Origin of the sequence: Paucilactobacillus wasatchensis, assembly GCF_000876205.1 — a bacterium.
Lineage (GTDB): Bacteria > Bacillota > Bacilli > Lactobacillales > Lactobacillaceae > Paucilactobacillus > Paucilactobacillus wasatchensis.
Window position 1 is genome coordinate 18289 of record NZ_AWTT01000005.1, and the last position, 21361, is coordinate 39649.

At 39.2% G+C, this 21361-nt stretch carries 20 protein-coding genes and 1 other RNA gene; 15 read left to right on the plus strand and 6 right to left on the minus strand.

What is annotated here, in order from left to right:
• Window positions 1-36: 36 nt before the first annotated feature.
• Together WDC_RS01660 and recU are read right to left on the minus strand one after the other, a co-directional pair.
• Complete coding sequence (locus WDC_RS01660) at window positions 37-2313, minus strand: PBP1A family penicillin-binding protein (RefSeq protein WP_044010077.1); 2277 nt, start codon at window positions 2311-2313, stop codon at window positions 37-39.
• 11 nt (window positions 2314-2324) lie between these two features.
• Window positions 2325-2948, minus strand: coding sequence for a Holliday junction resolvase RecU (recU, locus tag WDC_RS01665; RefSeq protein WP_044010078.1), 624 nt, complete (start codon window positions 2946-2948; stop codon window positions 2325-2327).
• A 79-nt stretch (window positions 2949-3027) separates the two neighbouring features.
• On the opposite strand from recU, the gene WDC_RS01670 reads away from it, so the two are divergent.
• The 6 genes from WDC_RS01670 (at window position 3028) to WDC_RS01690 (ending at window position 7665) form a co-directional block, all read left to right on the plus strand.
• Window positions 3028-3600: a DUF1273 domain-containing protein gene (locus WDC_RS01670; protein WP_044010079.1), complete on the plus strand. Its 573-nt coding sequence runs from the start codon at window positions 3028-3030 to the stop codon at window positions 3598-3600.
• Between the two features lie 77 nt (window positions 3601-3677).
• The gene (gpsB, locus tag WDC_RS01675) at window positions 3678-4037 is read left to right on the plus strand and encodes a cell division regulator GpsB (RefSeq protein ID WP_044010080.1); all 360 of its coding nucleotides are present in this window, start codon (window positions 3678-3680) and stop codon (window positions 4035-4037) included.
• Between the two features lie 14 nt (window positions 4038-4051).
• Window positions 4052-4428, plus strand: an RNA gene (rnpB, locus tag WDC_RS09470) — RNase P RNA component class B.
• Window positions 4429-4515: 87 nt separating this feature from the next.
• Window positions 4516-5661, plus strand: coding sequence for a THUMP domain-containing class I SAM-dependent RNA methyltransferase (locus WDC_RS01680; protein ID WP_044010081.1), 1146 nt, complete (start codon window positions 4516-4518; stop codon window positions 5659-5661).
• Window positions 5662-5751: 90 nt separating this feature from the next.
• Entirely contained in the window at window positions 5752-6354 is a 603-nt protein-coding gene (locus tag WDC_RS01685) for a nitroreductase family protein (protein WP_044010082.1), read from the plus strand.
• A 201-nt stretch (window positions 6355-6555) separates the two neighbouring features.
• Entirely contained in the window at window positions 6556-7665 is a 1110-nt protein-coding gene (locus tag WDC_RS01690) for an NAD(P)/FAD-dependent oxidoreductase (RefSeq protein ID WP_044010083.1), read from the plus strand.
• Here WDC_RS01690 and WDC_RS01695 read toward each other — a convergent pair.
• The gene (locus WDC_RS01695; protein ID WP_044010084.1) at window positions 7635-8033 is read right to left on the minus strand and encodes a ribonuclease HI family protein; all 399 of its coding nucleotides are present in this window, start codon (window positions 8031-8033) and stop codon (window positions 7635-7637) included. The genes WDC_RS01690 and WDC_RS01695 overlap by 31 nt on opposite strands.
• Before the next feature lie 35 nt (window positions 8034-8068).
• Between WDC_RS01695 and WDC_RS01700 the strand changes: the two genes are divergently transcribed.
• From WDC_RS01700 to WDC_RS01725, 6 genes are read left to right on the plus strand one after another with little or no spacing between them, the layout of a single operon-like run.
• Window positions 8069-8461 (plus strand): EbsA family protein, encoded by a 393-nt coding sequence (locus tag WDC_RS01700; protein ID WP_044010085.1) that lies wholly within the window; start codon window positions 8069-8071, stop codon window positions 8459-8461.
• A 20-nt stretch (window positions 8462-8481) separates the two neighbouring features.
• On the plus strand, window positions 8482-10143 hold the full coding sequence (locus WDC_RS01705) for a formate--tetrahydrofolate ligase (RefSeq protein WP_191978630.1): 1662 nt from the start codon (window positions 8482-8484) through the stop codon (window positions 10141-10143).
• Between the two features lie 22 nt (window positions 10144-10165).
• Entirely contained in the window at window positions 10166-10618 is a 453-nt protein-coding gene (gene lspA, locus WDC_RS01710) for a signal peptidase II (protein WP_044010087.1), read from the plus strand.
• A complete protein-coding gene (locus tag WDC_RS01715) occupies window positions 10611-11531 on the plus strand; it encodes an RluA family pseudouridine synthase (RefSeq protein ID WP_044010088.1) in 921 nt (306 codons plus the stop codon). The genes lspA and WDC_RS01715 overlap by 8 nt, the downstream gene beginning before the upstream one ends.
• 24 nt (window positions 11532-11555) lie before the next feature.
• Window positions 11556-12632, plus strand: a complete 1077-nt coding sequence (locus WDC_RS01720; RefSeq protein WP_044010089.1) for a carbamoyl phosphate synthase small subunit — start codon at window positions 11556-11558, stop codon at window positions 12630-12632.
• Window positions 12633-12639: 7 nt separating this feature from the next.
• Entirely contained in the window at window positions 12640-15198 is a 2559-nt protein-coding gene (locus WDC_RS01725; protein ID WP_044010090.1) for a carbamoyl phosphate synthase preATP-grasp domain-containing protein, read from the plus strand.
• A 121-nt stretch (window positions 15199-15319) separates the two neighbouring features.
• On the opposite strand, the gene WDC_RS01730 is transcribed toward WDC_RS01725, so the two are convergent.
• Window positions 15320-17002: an NFACT RNA binding domain-containing protein gene (locus tag WDC_RS01730; protein WP_044010091.1), complete on the minus strand. Its 1683-nt coding sequence runs from the start codon at window positions 17000-17002 to the stop codon at window positions 15320-15322.
• Between the two features lie 150 nt (window positions 17003-17152).
• On the opposite strand from WDC_RS01730, the gene WDC_RS01735 reads away from it, so the two are divergent.
• The 3 genes from WDC_RS01735 (at window position 17153) to WDC_RS01745 (ending at window position 19095) form a co-directional block, all read left to right on the plus strand.
• Window positions 17153-17590, plus strand: coding sequence for a MarR family winged helix-turn-helix transcriptional regulator (locus tag WDC_RS01735; protein WP_044010092.1), 438 nt, complete (start codon window positions 17153-17155; stop codon window positions 17588-17590).
• A gap of 74 nt (window positions 17591-17664) precedes the next feature.
• Window positions 17665-18531 (plus strand): DegV family protein, encoded by an 867-nt coding sequence (locus WDC_RS01740; protein WP_044010093.1) that lies wholly within the window; start codon window positions 17665-17667, stop codon window positions 18529-18531.
• Between the two features lie 21 nt (window positions 18532-18552).
• Window positions 18553-19095, plus strand: coding sequence for a hypothetical protein (locus tag WDC_RS01745; RefSeq protein WP_044010094.1), 543 nt, complete (start codon window positions 18553-18555; stop codon window positions 19093-19095).
• A 32-nt stretch (window positions 19096-19127) separates the two neighbouring features.
• Here WDC_RS01745 and WDC_RS01750 read toward each other — a convergent pair whose 3' ends face one another.
• Both WDC_RS01750 and WDC_RS01755 read right to left on the minus strand, forming a co-directional pair.
• Complete coding sequence (locus WDC_RS01750; RefSeq protein ID WP_044010095.1) at window positions 19128-20360, minus strand: DUF2075 domain-containing protein; 1233 nt, start codon at window positions 20358-20360, stop codon at window positions 19128-19130.
• Window positions 20361-20495: 135 nt separating this feature from the next.
• Window positions 20496-21338, minus strand: coding sequence for an aldo/keto reductase (locus WDC_RS01755; RefSeq protein ID WP_044010096.1), 843 nt, complete (start codon window positions 21336-21338; stop codon window positions 20496-20498).
• Window positions 21339-21361: the final 23 nt, after the last annotated feature.

Sequence of the window (21361 nt, forward strand, 5' to 3'; positions counted from 1 at the left end):
CATTTAGCAAAATTTGCTAAATGAGCTTTTTAAGATCTAGTTTCCTGTATCAGGTGTGGTAACAGAACTACTGCTACTGCTTGCTGAGCTGCTTTCAGTATCATTGCCACCATCACCACTGGGTTTTTGTTCAACAGAAGATGAGTTATTTGAGTTACTGCTTGAACTTTCAGATTCTTCTTTTGATTCAGTCTGAGATGATGATGAAGAAACAATCACATCACTGGAACTGCTAGTAGTGGCCGAGCCATTGTTGTTTTCGGCATAGGTATCACTAGTGCCTGTGTCGCTCCAAGAAGCACCTTTGACTTCCAATTCGCGTTGACCATTATGATAAACAACGGAAACACTGCTTGGCTTCTTCCAATCAGAGCTTGGATTCTCATTTTCAAGATAGTTCATTTCACTTCGATAAACTGCTTGAGCAGTCTTTTCATATGCGGTAGTGACTGCATGTCCGCTTTCCAGTGCTTTGTCATAACCAGTCCAAACCGAGATTGAATAATTTTTGGTGTAACCCGCAAACCAAGCATCCATAACACCAGACGAAACACCACTTCCACTCGGATACTGAGTTGTTCCAGTTTTACCAGCTTGATGAACGCCAGATATTTTGGCCGCGGTTCCTGTCCCAGTGGAGCTGTTGATTACTCCTTTTAACATGTCAGTGATCATATAGGCAGTTGACTTTTTCATTGCTCGTTTACCGCTAGAACTGTATTTATGTGTTTCACCGCTCTTAGTGGAAATTGAACTAATGTAATATGGTTTATAGTAAGTCCCGCCATTAGCAAAAGCGGCATATGAAGCTACTTCTTGTAACGGTGAAATATACAGTCCGATTCCATTTTGCAATTCGTAAGTCTTACTAGAAGTAATTCCCAATTTGCTCAAGAAAGTTGTGGCCTTACTGATTCCCACATCCTGGAGTGTACGGAGAGCAGGGATGTTTCGCGATTGAACCAGTGCCTGACGCATTGTCATAGTACCCTTATATTGGCGATCAAAGTCATATAATTTTTTAGTAGTACCTGGATAAGTAAACGGAATATCTTTGACACTTCTAAATGTTGGGTAGTTTAAATCTTCAATTGCAGGACCGTAATCCATTAATGGTTTAGAAGTTGAACCAGCACTACGGTCAGTTTGCACAGCCCGATTTAAACCAAACGTGACATTGCCAGTTTTACGACCACCTAACATGGCAATAATCTTACCGTTTTTTGGATTAGTAACAGCCACACCAAGTTGCATATCACTGCTTTGAAATGAGATCGTTCCATCATTAGCAATATTATAGAGATGTTTTTGGGCACCCAAATTTAAATTAGTGTGCACTTCCAGTCCGTCCGTATAGGGGTTGTAACCTTTACTCTTTAATTGAGCAACGACTTGTTTCAAATATGCATCAATCACTTTGTCATTACTGTCATCACTAGATGATGCACTGGCAGTGTTACCATGCGATGAATCTAAGCCTTGCTGAACACTAACTTTTTTCGCCGCGGTAGCTTGTGATTGAGTAATGTACTTACTTCTCACCATTGCATCTAAGACATCATTTCTTCGTACCGTAGCTGTCTTGGGATGATTGATGGGGTCATAATAGGTTGGTGATTGTGGGATACCAGCTAACATTGCGTACTGGGCCAAATTTAATTTACTTAAATTCTTGCCATAGTAATATTGTGAGCCAGTTTGCATTCCATAAACACCGTTGCCCATGTAAACTTTATTAATATAAAATTCCAGTATTTTTGCTTTTGAAAAATGACGCTCAACATTGATAGCGAGCCAAGCCTCTTGCGCTTTGCGCTTAATAGTTTGATCCGAGGCAGCAGTGGAAAACACTGATAATTTGACTAATTGTTGGGTCAGGGTGCTACCGCCCTGTAACCCGGTGGAAGAACCAGTTAAATCAGCAAATGCAGCGCCGGCAATTCGAACTGGATCAACGCCGTGGTGTTTGTAAAAGCGACGGTCTTCAATTGACACAACGGCATTTTTCATCTTAGTCGGGATTGATGAAGAACTGACATATTCACGTTTTTGCGCTCCTAATTGAGAGACAACGTTATTATCGGCATCATAAATAGTAGTAGCATTTTGACTCGCTAATTCACTTTCGCTAATTTTAGGTGCGCTAGACGCATAATAGAAGAACAATACTGCTCCTAATAAAATTACAATACCAATTGCGCTAGCAGCCCAGAGCAAAATTCTTTTGATAAGGCCACGATGGGGTGCTTTTTTACCGCCATTACCGGAAGAATTGAACCTAGTTTGCCGTGAGGGACTTTGATTATCTGACATAGTGTGCTCCTTTATTTTTCTAATTCCGCAATCATTTTATCAACTGCACTCATATAGGGAATAATTGGATTAAGTTGATATTTTATCTGAAAACCATCTTGTTCAATGTTTTGGAGAGGAATGGATTTACGCCCATCATCACCTTGTTGATCCCAGTAAGTAAATAATTTGGTTGCTGGTAAAAGATAGATTAAATCCATCGTCGTGAACTTGAGAAAGGCAAAACAAATGCCGCCTTGTTTAATGCAAGCCTTGAGGTGGTTAATCTGATGCTCATGAAAATTTTTGAGTGGAAAAGACGTTTTGTTACGCGTTTCTTTTGCATCAAAATCTAAGTAATAGCCCCGATAAACACCATTATAATCAGTTGTTGAAGCACGACGAAAATATGCTTCCTTAATCACCGCGGCGCTTCTTTTAGGATAATCTACTTTAACCAATTGAATTGGCGTTGGTTTCTTATGAATTACCGCAATTTCTTTAGCCAAATAATAAGCGTTACTGTCATTGATTTCTTCTTCTAACGACATCCCACGTTTACCATATAAGGACAAATTCGGCTTGCTGGCTGATTGAGGTGCGTTGGTTACTTGCTGATAATTGGTTTGTTTGCCATTTGGGTAGTGAACCGTCATAGTTTCTCACTCTCCTAATTAGTGATATTATATCAAATGATGAGCCAAAAAAAATTTAAGTTTTTGAAGGGATGGTTGCGTGAGCCGATTATGGGTGAGTGGATACCGTAGTTATGAGCTGAGTGTCTTTAAAGATAAGGATCCAAAAGTCACAGTTATCAAAAAAGCATTAACTCAAGCAATACGCCAACGAGCCGAAGATGGAGTTGATTGGGTGATCACAGGTCCTCAGTTGGGAGTTGAGCAATGGGCAAGTGAAATTGTGCTGGATTTAAAGAAAACTTTGCCGACATTAAAAATTGCGATTATGTTGCCGTTTTCACAATTTGGTGATCAGTGGAATGATGATAACAAAAATACGCTGCAACAATTGATCAGTTCGGTTGATTTTTCAGATCAAGTTAGTGATCAAAGTTATCATTCTCCGCAACAACTAAAAAATTATCAAAATTTTATGTTAACTCATACCGATGAAGCATTGTTTGTATATGATCCAGAAAATGAGGGTAAGCCAGAATATGAATTCAAAGCGGCCAAATCATACGCTCAAGAGCATCCTTATCCAGTTAATTTGATTGATTTTGATCAATTGCAAGAAACGGCCAATGAATATTTTGAGCAAGAAAACCAAAGAAAGTATGAAGACTCATGATTCACACTTTGCTTTCATTGCTTTTTTTGGTACAATTACAAGCGTATTGAAAGAAATGACGACTGAGGTGCAGAAGATTGGATAACATTAAATTCACTCCGAAAGATATTTTACAAAAGGAATTCAAAGAAAAAAGAATGGGTTCTGCTTATGATCCTTCGGACGTTGATAGCTTTTTAGATGATATCATTAAAGATTATGACACATTTAATAAAGAAATCACACGGTTACAAGATGAAAATGAACGTTTACGGGCAAAAGTTGATGAATTAAATCGACAAGTTGAGGTTGGGGCTAGTGTAGCACCACGAAGTAACACTGAACAGCCTGTTTCAAGTGCAACAAATATGGACATTTTAAAGCGCCTATCTAATTTGGAGCGACGTGTTTTTGGCTCTCAATTGGATAACAACCAGTCAGATTCACATTTACTCTAGTTGATTTATTTGCAAATTTTGGGTGATTGCGGCGGCTTTATGTCAGCTGAGGAAAGTCCATGCTCGCACAGGCTGTGATGTCTGTAGTGTTCGTGCTCGGTGAAAAAATAAGCCGGGGGACCATTTTAATGGTTACGGCGGGAAAACCGGCTAAGGTCTTTGGCTATGCCCTAGTATTCCTGAAAAGTGCCACAGTGACGAAGCAATTCAGGAAACTGGATTGATGGAACGCGGTAAACCCCTCGAGCGGGAAACCCAAACTTATGGTAGGGGAGCTTCACATAGGAAACTGAACTGATTGTGAGGGGAGACTTTTTAGTCTCGAGATAGATGATTGCCACTGCATGATTGAACCTGAAGATTGTGCTTCGACAAAACATGGCTTACAGAAATTTGCATTCAGGGGCTCGGATGGTTTTCCATTCGGGCTTTTTTTAATATTTGGATTAATTAAGCGGCAATGAAAAGGAGTTTTAAAATGCAAGAATTTAATTTAATGGCCACTGCAGCAGCCGGGATTGAGGCATTAGTAGGTAAAGAATTGCGGGACCTTGGTTATCAAACACAGGTTGAAAACGGCCGGGTTCGATTTCGTGGTGATATCAAAGATATTTTAACAGCTAATTTATGGCTCCGCACTGCAGATCGAATTAAAATTGTCGTGGGTGAATTTGAAGCGGTAACTTTTGATGAATTATTTGAACAAACCAAAGCGTTACCATGGGACGAACTATTGCCGATTGATGCTGAATTTCCGGTAGAAGGCCGGTCACATAATTCTCAGCTCCATAGTGTTCCTAACGACCAAGCCATTGTTAAAAAGGCGATTGTCTCCAAGCTAAGTGAAGTGTACCACCGACGCACTCGATTGCCGGAAACTGGGGCCTTATTTCCGCTCGAAGTAATGATTAATAAAGATCATGTTATCTTAACGCTGGATACAACCGGCGATAGTTTATTTAAACGGGGCTATCGTAAGGCTAAGGGAGGCGCACCATTAAAAGAAAACATGGCCGCAGCACTAGTTTTATTGGCACATTGGTTCACTGATAATCCGTTTGTAGATCCAGTGTGTGGTTCTGGTACTATTCCAATTGAAGCGGCGCTAATCGGTCGTAATATTGCCCCAGGCTTCAATCGAGACTTTATCTGTGAAAAATGGCCATCCACACCAGCAGGATTGTCTGATGAAATTCGGGCTGCTGCTGATGAAAAAGCAGATTATGATACACCATTAGATATTACAGGTTATGATATTGATCAAAATATGGTTGATATTGCCAAAGAAAATGCCCAGGAAGCTGGATTAGCAGCAGATATCACCTTTAAGCAAATGGCATTAAAAGACTGGAAAACTGATAAAATCAATGGTGTCTTAGTAGCAAATCCACCATATGGAGAACGGCTAAGTGATCAGGAATCAGTTCGCGAGTTATATCAACAAATGGGGGCTGTTTATCGCCCTATGACTACCTGGAGCAAATATATTTTGACCAGTGATTTGGAGTTTGAAAAGGCATATGGCCAAAGAGCAACCAAGAAAAGGAAACTATACAACGGCTCATTGAGAACAGACTATTTTCAGTATTGGGGCCATAAAATACGCCCTGATAAAAATAAATAACGGGTAAAAAAGTTTTGCTTACATTTTGTAAGTGTGTTATATTAGTTGTCGTTGATTAATAACACAGCTAATTAATGGAGGAACTTAAATATGCAAACAGAATTTACAGACTTAGCAAAAAAGCGCCGTTCGATTTATGCTCTTGGCAAGAATGTTAATGCCAGCCAAGACGAATTGGTCGCATTGATAGAAAATACTGTCAAAAATGTACCAACCGCCTTTAACAATCAGACAACTCGCGCAATCATTACTTTTAGCGATTCGCACGATAAGGTGTGGGACATCGTGCTAGAACGATTACGCAAAGAAGTTCCTGATGAAAAAGCTTTTGAAGGCACCAAAGCTAAAATTGCTGGTTTTAAGGCTGCTTATGGAACCATCTTGTTCTTCAGTGACATGGATGTTGTCGAACAATTCAAGCAACAAGCTCCCTTATATGCTGACAATTTTTACGACTGGTCAGAACAAGGACAAGGAATTGCAGATTTTGCTGTTTGGACGTCCCTAGCAGAAAATGATTTAGGTGCTAGTTTACAGCATTACAACCCAATCATTGACGAGCAAATTAGTGCTGCATTTGATGTACCTGCAAACTGGCGTTTACGTGCACAAATGCCATTTGGTTCAATCGAAGCACCAGCTGGTGATAAAGAATTTATGGCTGATGAGGACCGTTTTAAGGTCGCTAAATAAATCTCAAATTAAAATAAAAAAGAGCAATCGAAAAAATAATTTTTTACGATTGCTCTTTTTTTATTAGTTGGTTAGATTTGTCTCCAATCAATTGTGACAGTCATGTTTTTAAAATTTATAAAAACATTTAGAATAATCTCTTTTGGCCACTGGCAGCATTATTTTGGTATACTGTTAGTGTTGTGAAAGGGAGAATTTGGCATGACTAAAATCGCAATCATTGGTGCGGGAATTGTAGGCGCCACCACCGCTTTTTTTCTTGATCAAAAAGCTGACAATCAAATAACTATTTTTGATGAACCACGGGGGCAAGCAACCAGTGCAGCTGCAGGGATTATTTCGCCGTGGTTGTCAAAGCGACGTAATCAAAACTGGTATCGGTTAGCTAATGTTGGAGCAGCACTATACCCCCAGTTAGTCAATATGGCTCAATTAGACGAGCAAGCCTATGCAAGTGTTGGCACCTTGGTAACTAGAACAACACTCACGAAATTAGAAGATTTGTGGCAGTTAGCTCAGTCAAGAAGTACCGCAGCTCCTCAAATGGGGCACGTTGAGCAATGGTCACAACAACAAATTGAAGCTAGATTACCATTTTTGAAAGCCGACCAATTTAATGGTGGTGTGTTTGTTTCGGGTGGTGCCCGGGTGGATGGCAAACACCTAGTGACCCAACTGCTGGCTCATACTAAAGCTTCCTTAGTTCAACAAAAAGCTAGAATAGCACAGCGTCAAACACAAATACTAGTAAATCAGGAAAGTTTCGATAAAATTGTGATTGCCAGTGGGGCAGGTGCTGCAAACTTAGTTCGCCAATTAGGTCTTAATTTGTTAGTTCGACCCCAGAAGGGTCAATTAATTGAAGTGGCCGATCAGCACTTAGCAATTAAAAAAAATATGCCCGTAATTATGCCCGAGGGAGAACGAGATTTAATTGCGTGTGGCCCACATCGACTAATGATTGGGGCAACTCATGAAAATGACCAGGCATTTGATTTAACAGTTTCCAATGCCGTTATTGATGATTTACTATCAAGTGGCCAGAATGTGATCGAAGGTTTAACAAAATCAATGATTACTAATGTGCGAGTGGGTACCAGAGCATACACAAACGATTTTGCGCCATTTTTTGGTAAACTAACAGGCTTCAGCAATATTTGGATCGCTAGTGGATTGGGATCATCGGGATTAACTACCGGACCAGCAATTGGAAAAATGTTAGCACAAGATGTGAATGATGAACCGGTCGATTATCCCTCATTTTCACTGCCAGTTAGTAATTATTTATCTTCAAGTGCTCGCAATGCTTGATTGGCCAATTGATGAGCTCCTTGATTTTGTTTTTCCGGTACCCAGCGAGTAACAACCAAGGCAAAGTAATCTAAATATTCAGTCAGAGTTTGTAATTGAGCAGTGAACTTTTTACTGTGATTTTTGCCCAAAGCGTCGCTAACTAGCCGGCTGTCTGTATAAAAAAGAATAGTTTCGGTAGCTGCAAAATGTTCCATAAGATACTTAAATCCCATAATTGCGGCGTCAAATTCACCTTCATGGTTAGTAGTAGCCATAGCTAAATTATCCTTGAGTTGAATTTGGTTTTGCTCGTAGATAATCAATGCACCTAGTCCAGTAGGACCCGGATTACCGCGTGTTGCCGCATCAGTATATAGTTTTAACATTAAAAGGACCTCTTATTTTAAAGGAGTTATGCAGAATGGAAGAAGAACAACAACAACGCTATTTTTATCAGCCCAATCCAGTTAGTGCCGTTACTAGCTGGTGTTGGACAATCCTGATTTTATTGTTAGGCATTATTGTTTGGCTAGAGTTTACTCATTTTCAATGGATTACGGCAGTTTTGTTTATACTCTTTGCCTTGTTAGCGGTGTTTCAAATTATCAGGAGAACTATGATTATGACACCAACGGCCTTGGTTTTTAACCGATTATTACAACGCCGCTACCTAGTCATTCCACGTGAAATGTTGCATCAACTTAGATTCACTAAGCGGACATTACAATTCACAGTGAACGGGCAAACAATGTATTTTTCATTTACACCTAATACATTAGCAACAATCAAACAACAATTACAACGCAATAAATAATAGAGAACAGAGTTGATATAATGACAGATCTAGAAATTGCACAAGCAGCTAAATTAGAACCAATTAGTAAAATTGCCAGCCTAATTGGCTTAAGTGACGATGATATTGAACCATATGGAAAGTACAAGGCTAAAATTAATCCGATTGATTTTAATGAAGCCATTCCTGCTAGCCATAAGTTGGTTTTAGTAACTTCAATTAATCCTACCCCAGCGGGTGAAGGAAAATCAACCGTTTTAGTTGGATTAGGCGATGCATTAACACAGCTTAACCATAAAACAATTATTGCAATGCGTGAGCCTTCGATGGGCCCCGTAATGGGGATGAAGGGCGGTGCGACAGGTGGTGGCTACAGTCAGGTTGTGCCCATGGAAGACATTAATTTGCATTTTACCGGTGATATGCATGCGTTAACCAGTGCTAACAATACGTTAGCAGCCTTGATTGACAACTACCTCTTGCATGATAATCAATTGGATATTGATCCACGTCGCATCATTTGGAAACGCGTTTTGGATATTAACGACCGGGCACTGCGCCAAATTGTTACTGGTATGGGGGGCGTATCACAAGGAGTTGTGCGGCAAACTGGCTTTGAAATCACGGCCGCCTCTGAGTTAATGGCTATTTTATGTTTAGCAACAGATTTATCTGATTTAAAGCGTAGAATTAGTAACATTGTGATTGGTTACAATACGGATAAACAACCAGTTACAGTAGGTCAATTGCATTTTGAAGATGCCATTACTATTTTACTGAAAGAAGCGCTTAAACCTAATTTAGTGCAAACATTAGGTCATACGCCGACTATTATTCATGGTGGACCATTTGCAAATATTGCACACGGTTGTAACAGTGTATTGGCTACAAAAACTGCCCTAAATCTAGCCGATTATACAGTGACAGAAGCAGGATTTGGTGCAGACTTGGGCGCAGAAAAATTCTTGGATATTAAGCGGCCAATTTTGGGTAAAACGCCAGATACTGTGGTTGTGGTCGCTACAGTTAGAGCGTTAAAATATAATGGTGGCCAGCCCTTAGAACAATTAGAAAATGAAAATTTGGTTGCGCTAGAAAATGGCTTTGCAAATTTACAGCGCCATCTGGATAATATGAATCGCTACCAAATCCCAGTGGTGGTGTCGATCAATCATTTTACCAGTGACACGAAAGCAGAGTTAGATTTGTTGAAGAGTTATTGTGAACGTCAAGGCATTGAAGCCGTTGTCACCGATAGTTGGGCCAATGGGGGTTCAGGGACAATTGCTCTTGCACATCAAGTTGTAACAGCAACTCAACAGCCAAATAAATTTACGCCACTCTACAACAGTGAGGAATCTTTAACAGATAAGCTGACTACCATTGTCACAGATGTTTATGGTGGCTCAGAGGTTACGTTAAGTAAAAAAGCACAACGACAGTTGCAACAATTTGCTGATTTTGGTTGGCAGGGCCTTCCTGTTTGTATTGCAAAAACACAATATTCATTTTCTGACGATCCCCATCTATTAGGTGCTCCAACAGATTTTACAATCCACATTAGAGAGTTTATTCCCAAAATTGGTGCAGGCTTTATTGTGGCACTGGCTGGTAATATTCTAACAATGCCAGGATTACCGAAAAAACCAGCCGCTCTAAATATGCACATCGATGCAGACGGTAAAGTGACTGGACTATTTTAAAATACTCAAGGGAAACGACTGTATGCCATACTATTTAATTTTAATGATTATTTTAACAGCAAGCGACCAGTTATTGAAACATTGGATTACTGCCCATATAGCACTCGATGCTGTTACTGGGTTTGTTCCTAATCTCTTATCATTAACTAATTTACGCAACAATGGGGCAGCCTGGAGTATTTTAGCGGGGCAACAGTGGTTTTTTACGATTATTTCGTTAATTGCCCTGGCTGTAATTGGCTATTTCTTGTGGCATTTTAGACATCAATTGTGGTATGGATTACCATTAACATTGATTTTAGCAGGAACATTAGGTAATTTTATTGACCGCTTGCGGTTTGGCTATGTGGTTGATATGTTTCAGTTAGACTTTATCAATTTTCCTATTTTTAATTTGGCAGATATGTTTCTATCTGTGGGTGTGTTGATATTAGTGATCGTAGTTTGGCGTGAGGGAGAACATGAAAATGAGTGAGTCATTTAAACTAACAATTGAAGATGAAACACAATGCGGTCGAGTTGATAAAGTACTGAGTAGTCAATTTACTCAATTTTCACGCGCTCAAATTCAAAAATGGATCCTGGCTGGTGCGATCACAGTCAATGCTCACAGCATTAAAGCCAAAGATAAATTGACGATTGGAGACCAAGTAATAATTAAACCCACTGCTCCCAAAACTCTTAGTCTAATTCCGGAGAATATTGCGTTAGACATTATTTATGAAGATCAGGACGTCATTGTGGTTAATAAACCGCAGGGAATGGTAGTTCATCCCTCTGTGGGTCATCCAGATCATACACTGGTAAATGCATTGCTATACCATAGTCCATTATCAACCATCAATGGTGAATTTCGACCAGGAATTGTGCATCGAATTGATAAGGACACCTCTGGTCTATTGATGATTGCCAAGAATGATCGAGCTCATCGCAGTTTGGCCGCTCAATTAAAAAATAAAACTAATCAACGTGAATATGTGGCACTAGTCCATGGTCAAATTAAGGAAAACAGTGGCGTGATCGATGCACCTATTGGTCGCTCCCCAGCAAATCGTCAAAAACAGGCAATTGTCTCAAATGGCCGTCATGCTGTGACTCATTTTAAAGTACTGAAGCGGTACGAGCATTATACTTTGGTCAGCTGTCAATTAGAGACCGGGCGCACTCATCAAATTAGAGTACATATGCAATATATTAACCATCCAGTTGCAGGAGATCCGCTGTATGGACCCCATAAAACATTGGCCGGCAATGGCCAGTATTTACATGCACGTTTATTGGGATTTAAGCATCCAACAACTGGTAAACAAATGACGTTTGAAGCGCCATTGCCACAAAATTTTATTGATATTTTAGCACATTTAGATGCCACCGATAATCTGGGCTAACTGATTGACAAAGAAGGAATTTATATGACTGCACGTTATTTAATATTAGAAGATGGTTCAGTTTACCGTGGTGAAAGCTTTGGTGCACCAGCAGTCACCACTGGTGAATTAGTATTTAATACTAGTATGACAGGCTATCAAGAAATTATTACGGATCAAATTTATCATAATCAGATCGTAATTTTTACTCAACCAAACATTGGCGGATCTGGTATTAATCAAGCAAACTATGAATCTATATTACCTTCAATCAAGGGCGTGATCGTCCGTGAACTAGCCAATGTCTCAACTAATCGAATTAGACGTCTGTCACTTGATCAATATATGAAGCAAATGAACATTCCCGGCATTACGGGAATTGACACAAGAGCAGTTGTGCGACGGTTACGGCAAACGGGATCAACTTTAAAAGCCAGTATTGTGCCGGAACCAGACGAACACGCATTTGACCAATTAAGTGCAACTGTGCTGACAAATCAGCAGGTTGCTCAAGTAGCAACCTCTAAACCATATCCCAATCCCGGGATTGGTAGCAGTGTTGTTGTCATCGATTTTGGGTTAAAACACGGAATTTTGCGTGAATTAAGTAAACGTAAGTGCAACGTGACTGTTTTACCGCACACAGCTACCGCGGAAGACATTTTACGGTTGGATCCAGATGGTGTGATTTTGTCAACTGGTCCTGGCAGTCCATATGATTTGGGCCAATCAGTAATTGAAATGATTCAACTCGTACAAACCCAAATTCCACTATTTGGTATCGGACTAGGACATGAATTATTTGCGATTGCCAATCAGGCTAAAGTTACTAGTCTACCAGCAGAACATCATGGTATGAATCATCCCATCAGGGAAATTGTCACGACTCATATTATTTATGCCTCCCAGGGACAAGGCTATGCCGTGGAATCTAAGTCGGTTGATCGAAGCAGGTTATTTATTACTCACATTGATTTAGTGAATGGAACGGTTCAAGGACTGCGGCATCGTAATTTTCCGGCATTTTCCGTTCAATTTTTCCCAGATGGTGCTCCAGGTCCAGACGAAACAAATGGTTTATTTGATGAATTTATGGAAACCATGCACAGTCGAGAAGGGTGATTATTTTATGCCACAAAACATCAAAAAAGTACTAATTATCGGTAGTGGTGCGGATAAAATTGGCCATGAAACTGAGCTTGACGCCGCAACTTATCAGGTGGGAACTAGTTTGCAACAACTCGGTATCACAACCATTTTAATCGATAATAATCCATTTTCCTTTGCATTGGATGGCAACGGTATTGATCAGATTAAAATTCTTCCAATTACCTTGAGCAATATTGTGACAGTGATTAATGAATTTGAGCCAGACGCAATTCTCCCTAATTTAGGTGGCTTGGATGCTATTCGATTAATGCAAGAACTGATTGAAACTGGTATTTTGCGCGAACAAAATATCAAACTGCTGGGAATTCCGGATGCTTCTATTCGCCAAATTAATAATCCGGTTTTATTAAATCAAACTTTAAAACAGATGAATGCTCCCACGACTACCAGTAAAATGGTGCGCGATTTCGAAGGAGCTTTGACCATCACTAGCTTGATTGGCTTTCCGGTTATTATTAAGCCTGTCGCACCTTCTGGCGGGTCAACGCGGCGCACCTGTCATGATAACGATGAACTAGCTGACGCAATTAGTACAGCCTTAGGCCAATCTAGGGTGGGACAGGCAATGGTGCAACAAAGTATTGCTGGTTATAAAGAAATTGAGTTAGTGGTTCTACGAGATCGTAAGGGAACCACCATGCAAATTGCAGCGATTGAAGACTTCGATCCAATTGGCATTCATGCTGGTGACTCAATCGCATTTGCACCAACACAAACACTACTGGATCGAGAAGTCCAAGAGTTAAGAAACTGGGCGTTCGCTATCACTCGAAAGTTGAGGATTGTCGGGGTCAACCACGTCCAATTCGCGTTAAATTCGGCTACTGGTAAATTTTATGTCATCAAAAATAGTCCATATTTCGATCGAATGACGGCTTTCGCGGCTCGGACAACAGGATATCCTTTAGCAATCGTTTGTGCGAACCTTGTCGCTGGAAAAACATTGAGTGAGGTTAAATTACCCGCTAGTTTTGCACCCAAAACCGCCTTAATTGAGCCGGCAATGGATCATATTGCAGCACGTGTTCCAATTTGGCCCTTTGATGTGCTACCAGCTGCGGCAAATAAAGCAATATCGACTCAAATGCATTCGACTGGTTCAACAATTGGGATTGGTCGAAGTACCGAAGAAGCGCTGATGAAGGCAATTCGAGCAACTCAATTTCACGCTGTTAACTTCACGATTGAACAACAGCGTAAATTATCGGATGATCAGATGGTACAGCTATTAATTCACCCACGGGCCAATAGAATTATGGTCCTGATGGAGGCGTTACGCCGTGGTTACTCAATTAGTGAATTAGCTGAATTAACTAAGATAGATCCGTTTTATTTTCATAAATTGAAAAAAATGCAGCAATTAGAACAAAGTATTGCCAATCAACCGGGGGACAATCAAATATTGCGGCAGGCCAAGTATTACGGTTTCAGCGATCGATTTATCGGTCAACTGTGGCAATTGCCAGAAAAGGATATTGCTGCACTCCAAGCACAGGATAATATTAAACCGACGTACAAAGAAGTCGATCCCTCAGCTGGAGAATTTGAACAACATTCTGGTACTTTTTTTGCCACTTTTGAGCAAGAAAATGAAAGCACACCAATTAACCAGAAAAAAGCTCTGGTCGTTGGTAGTGGTGGATTTCGGCTCGGCAATGGTGGCGCGGCAGACTATTTCACTGCCAGCATTTTGCAACAGCTTAAAAGCGAAAATTATTTTACAATATTATTAAATAATAATCCAAATTCAATTTCTATGAGTCCGGCCTTGTCGGATAAACAATATATTGAGCCACTGGAAACACCCGATATTATGCAAATTGTGGCGCTCGAACAGCCTGATATTATTTATTTACCAAATATTAGAAAACGGCTCTACCAAGAGCTTAAGAATTTAGACTTACCAATTGTTTTGTTGCCCCAAAATGGTGCTATTTTAAGTCATATGGCGAGTGGTGCCGAATTTGCATTCAATGCAATTTTCGATGGCAAACATGTTTATTCACTGGGAATTGCGGCGTACTTGATTCAAAATAAAAGTGGCTTTGGCGAGCCAACAGCAATGGTATATCCAGCGGATTTGAGTCAATCAGAAAAAGATGCACTGACAGAGCAGGGGGTCAGGGATATTCAACAGCAACCTGAGCCCGGTTTATATCAAACTTTATTCGTAAAAACAGATCGATTACACAAAGAACAAACTAGAATTATCACATTACCTGAAATATCTTTTTTATCTAAAACATTGGGCATTAGTTTATCAAAGATTGCAACATCGCTGGTTAATCCAAGTCCCGACGTTGATTTAGAATTGGAAAATGTAGTAAATATTCAAGTCAAACAATCATCGGCTTTTGCTTCCACATTTCCATTTAAATCATTACAACTATACGATGAGCCAATCACCGCTAATACAATGGTTGGCGCCGAAATGGCATTTGGCGAAAATACCACTGAGGCATTGCAACATTTAAATGTTCAGGGTAAATTCCAATTTCATGCAGGATCGCTTAATTAGAGTTACTAAAAAAACAGCTGCAAAAATAAAAAGGTAAAGTAAAAGTGTCCCATAATTGTTAGGTTTGCGTTTAACAATTATGGGACACTTTATTTTGCTCAGATCGTGCTAACCTTTAATTTTAAATTTTTACATCCGGTGTGACATAAAGGGTTGATTGCCCTTCAAAAATCACAAAACCTGGTTTGCTACCATTCGGTTTTTTTACTTTTTTGATTGGAACGTAGTCGACCGGCACATTGGCAGAATTGCGACCTTTAGAAAAGTAAGCGGCTAGTTTGGCAGCTTCTAACAGCGTTTCGTCGGATGGAGACGCACTTCTGATCACAACATGCGACCCAGGAATATCTTTAACATGCAACCAGATATCATTCTTATTTGCAATTTTAAATGTGAGTCGATCATTTTGAAGGTTATTTTTCCCAACTAATATTTTAGTGCCATCAACAGCAGTAAATTCCTCTGGCTTGCTGACAGTTTCTTTTTTCTTTTTATTTTTTGAATGAGAATGAATGTATCCTTGTTGCTGTAATTCTAGTTTTATCTCTTCAGTGTCAGCTGGATTACCAATCTCGATTTGAGCTTGAATATTTTCGAGGTAGTTTATTTCGGTAGTTGTAATTGCCAATTGCTCTTTGACATGGCTAACTGCATTCTTTAATTTTTGATACTTAGTGAAATAGCATTGCGCATTTTGTGATGGGGTCAATTGATCCGACAAATTAATTTTTATTGGCTTATTCTCATCGTAAAAGTTGGCTAACGTAATTTCATTCATTCCGGGTTTAATTTCGCGTAAATAAGTTGTCAAAATTTCACCACGAATTCGAAATTCATCAGCTTGATGCGTGTCTTGCAACGTTGCCTGTAGTTTTTTTACTTTAGTTTTGTTTTTCTTTAATTCATTATGAATAATTCGAATTAAACCACCAGCCAACTGTTTGGTGCGATCTTGTTGCGATTTGTCGGCATAGTAGGCATCTAATAGCGCCGATAGTGTCGCAAAATTCTTATATTCTGTAGTTGCACTTATGTCGGCTGGTTTAAAGGCAGTAAAACTCATTTTTTGCATTGCTGATACAGCTAGAGTAGGAGTTGGCTGATCAAAACTGCGTAAAAAAGCTTGATATTGATTAGCAACATTTTCAGTGTGTAACAACTGATATGCTAATTCCCTGGCAGAATCAGTTCCCATGCCTTGATAAGTCTGCTGTAATTGCTTGGTCAGTTCATCCTGGTCATCAATTTTTTGTGCGAGTTGAGCGTACGCCTGGTTAGCAATAAATGGATTTAATTTATCTTGTTTTGGCGGCATAATAAAAGTAGCCCCCGGTAACAACAACCGATATCGGTTTTGATCAGAACCAACGTGTTTGACAGCATCAATAATTTTATTGGTACTGGTGTTTACAAGTGTAATATTACTGTGACGAGACATTATTTCACTAATTAATATGAGGTTTTGCTCGTCACCAAGCTCATCACGAGTTGAAATATTAAATCGGACAATTCGATCGTTATCAACTTGTTCAATGGAATTGATAATTGCACCTTCGATATATTTACGTAGGGTCATCGCAAATTTAGTAGGAACTTTGGGATTTTTAAATGGAATCTCCGTAATTTGAATCCGTGGGTAGGTGGGGTTAGCTGATAGTAAGACTGAATAATTGTGGCGATTAGCCCGAATAATTAAAATGACCTCAGCAGGATATGGTTGATGGATTTTGGCAATCCGTCCTGTCGCCAATAATTGATTTAATTCATGCACCATTGCATGTGTGAAAAAACCGTCAAATGACATAATTCATTTCTCCTTTATTAACTGTTTCAGTATACAGATAATCAGATTTAATTACAAAAATTAAGATTTCTTTAAAAAAGCTTGTACATTACAATTTTGATATTGTATACTACAACTACAGATTAAAAAGTTGGTTGGGAGGCTAGGAAATTGAAAGATAGTTTAAGCGCACTACGTGAAATTGAACGTAACCACCGTAGTGCATTGTTGGCCATTACTAAAAAGTCACATCTAACGATTGCCGAATGGCAACTATTACTTTTTATTTTAGCGGATAACACGACACAGGAACAATTGGCACAAGCTACTTCATTAGATACATCAACTCTTAGTCGCCAGCTAAAAAATTTAGTTACCAAAGAAATGCTACATAAAACACCGACTGGTCGGGATAAACGCCAGTTAATATATTCAATTACCGAATTGGGCACTGTATCAGTCAATCAAATTAATGAGGATTACCACCATTTGGCACAGCAGATCTTTGATCGCTGGACAGACGAAGAACAAAATTTATTGCAAATATTATTAAACCGGTTAGATAAAAGTATTGCTCGGATCGAAAGTCATAACCATCATTTAAAATAACATGGCTTGGTTGTCACTCCATTTTATGCTAGTATTATGAGATATTGAATTAGAACAAAGTGGGGGAATTTTAAATGAAAATCGCTGTTGTAACTGACAGCACTGCCTACCTCTCAGATGAGGAAGTAGCAGCTAATAATATTAAAGTTGTGCCAATTCCCGTTATTATTGATGGCAAAAGTTATCAAGAGGGCATTGATATTACTACAAGTGAATTTTATGACAAATTGAGGACATCAAAATCATTTCCTAGCACATCACAGCCGCCGCTAGGTGAAATGATCTCTTTATATGAAGAGTTAGCGCGCCAAGGTTATGATGCTGTCATTAGCATCCATCTTTCTAGCACAATTTCAGGATTTGTGAATAGTTTAAGTCAGGTCGCAGCGGAGATTAACGACATTAAAGTAGTCCCATATGACTCACAAGTTACAGTTAAATTAATGGGTTACTTGGTCCTGGAGGCAACAAAATTAGCGCGCCAGGGCCTTGATGTACCTGAAATCATTCAACATTTGGATAATTTAAGAGCAACAATCGACAACTTATTTGTAGTCGATGACTTACAAAATCTCGTTCGCGGCGGACGTTTATCTAATGCATCTGCATTTCTGGGCTCAATTTTAAAAATCAAACCGTTGTTAACGATGAACACACCGTCTCATGAAATTGAGGCATTTGAAAAGGTTCGCTCAACTAAAAAAGCACTCGCACGTGTTGAGGAACTATTCGATCAATCAATCCATAAGGTTGATTATCCTATTCGTGCAATCGTGATCCATGCTAACAACGACTCGGCTGCACTAAAATGGCGTGAAAAGTTAGCAGCCAAATATCCTGAAATTCCCTTTGAAATTAGCTATTTTGGTCCTGTAATTGGGACTCATTTGGGTGAAAAGGCATTGGCACTGGCGTGGTTGCAAGATACCAGCCGTTCATAGACTGTTAAAGAGGAATTTGAAATGCGACGAAATTATATAACTAGTGGGCTGGCAACTATTATTTTTACTGCTATTATTTATCTTATTTCTTTGCTGCAGTTCCACGTTTCTTCTCCAATTGGAGATCCTTACGTGCAAATTGGCGAAGCTGTGGGGATTATTGCAGTTTTATTTTTAGGATTGAGATTGGGACTTCTTAGTTCGTTAGTCGGAATTATGGTTGCAAATTTCAATAGTAATTTTAGTTTTTTCTATTTGCCGATGTTTGAAATGTTAATTATTGGCTTAATAGCAAACTTTTTATTCAATCTTTTGGGTAAAAAACCGCATTGGACAACGATTATTACTGTTAGTCTTGGTTGTGGGATTACCAAAGTTGTCACAACGTTCCTGCATTATTTTATCCAGGTCTTTATCAGCTCAGATTGTCGTTTTTCCGGCAGCATTGTTGGAGCATTGGCTGCAATGCCTGCAGGAATTATAACCGCAATCCTAATTGTAATCGTGACGCCAATCCTATATTTAATTCTACACAGAATTGTTATTAGTAATTCTGAACAATAACCACAAAAGTGATAAGCAGGCACCACCACTTATCACTTTTTTATTTGATCATAAAATATCTGAAGTTGATCACGCAAAACAGAGTCGTGTGCGTATAAATAGGTGCCATAAATACCGCGTTTGAACAATACATTGAGAGAATTCATAATCATCGTTTTTTCAATTGCTTCAATTTCTGCTGGATCAGATAAATCTTGACGGTGTTTAAAAGCTTCCGCATCTGTATACTTATCAAGATTAACTTGCAATTTGTTCGATTTTGGATCAAGAGTAATCGGTGGTCCAATAATGATCCCAACATAGTTTAAATCAAACCCCTGACACGTATAAATTGAACCAACTTCATTAATTGTAGCTGGAATTTCAGCCCAGGGAACATTGGTGTAATTGTATTGGTCCCACGGCATCTTAAACTGGCCTTCAGTAATATAATGACGCCCGCCATCCAGTGTAGAGGGATAGCCAGATGTTGACACTATTCTGGCTAATTGAACCGCTTTATTTCTTTTAACAATTTCAGTACGCATTTCTTCCGCATCTGAGAAAATTCTAAAATCGTAGTGTTCACAAGCATTGGTTGGTATTTTTTGCAATTCACCAGCAGTAAACGCATCAAACCAATGAATCAACTCCGGACTAGCAGTCATTCTAAATTGATGGTGCAGGTAATAGCTTTCATGATAATAGGGCTGCAGTAATTGTCCGAGCCGCTGATTATTCCAAAAACTCTTCATCCGCAGTACCTGGCGTTGATCAAAAACCAAAATAACGATCTTAGAGCGGTTGATGATTTCATTTAAGTGATTTTGATAGTAAAAGTTATTATAATGGTCCGACTTAGACAAAAGTAAATGGGCTTCATCAATAACGGTAATGTCAGCTGATTCTTGATGTCTGTCTAACTGATTAATGAAGGTTGTCGGCCGTTGATAATCTTTTTTTAACAAAGATGGCATTCGGCTGGCCAGTTCTTTATATACTTTTAGAACTTCAGGATGATTTACTAATAAATAATTACTTGTGCCATACAATATACTACTATGATCGGTACGAGCAGCTACTTGGATATCGTTAAATAGGTGCGATAAAATGACACTTTTACCAGTGCCGGCGTCACCATAGATTGTGAATATAGCTGTTGAATCATCGTGCAGATGTGCGGTACAAAATTTTTTAATTCTAGTTACCAATTGTTGTTGTTCGATCGTTAATTTTTTTAGAGGAGAAATTTTCGTTACTGCAGAATTAGTGGTGGTATTATTCAAAGAATCAGTTCCTTCATTATTGTAAACATTGGGTGGATCTATGAAATTAGTAAAAATATATATTTTAGTTTACATAATATATATTATACAAAGTAGTCAATTTGAACCAAAGATTTTGGCAACGGTCACCGTACACTAAAATTCTTCGTACACTGCTGGATCTTGATTTGATGTTCTACCATCATTTTTTGTTAAACCGTTGATCGTTTGCATTTCAGCCTCTGTTAATCGAAAATCAAATAAGCTGAGATTCTCAAGTTGGCGGTTGGGCTTAGTAGCTTTTGGGATCGTGATTGTAGCCAACTGCAATTCCCACCGTAAAATTACTTGAGCAACACTAACTTCATGTTTAACAGCAATTTGTTTGATCGTAGCATCATGCAACATTTCGCTAGCGCGACCCAATGGACTCCAATCAATTGTCGCAATGTTATGTTGCTGATTATACTGTCGTAACGCCTGATTATTAAAGTATGGATGTAGTTCAATTTCGTTAACAACCGGATCAACACCAGTTTCTTTGTTCAACTTTTCTAGGTGCACTGGTAAGAAATTCGACACACCAATCGATTTAATCAATCCAAATTTTTGAGCATCAATCAAAGCTTGCCAGGCTTCAACATAAAATCCTTGGTTGGGGTTCGGCCAGTGGATTAAGTATAGGTCAATATAATCAAGACCTGTCCGCAAGACGGATTCTTGAATTGCTTTAATTGCCTGGTCGTATCGCTGATAGCGACCTGGTAATTTCGATAATACTGTAATTTGTTCGCGTGGCACACTACTCCGGCGAATCGCCTCACCCACTGCTGCTTCATTATCGTAGTTGAAGGCAGCATCTAAAAAGCGATAGCCAACGTTTAATGCACTCGTCATCGCATTGACGCCTGAAAAGCCATTCAGTAAATAAGTACCAAACCCGATTTGTGGTATTTGATTACCATCGTTTAATTTAATTTGATTAACATTTGTCGCCATAAGTTACCTCCAAAATCTATTTT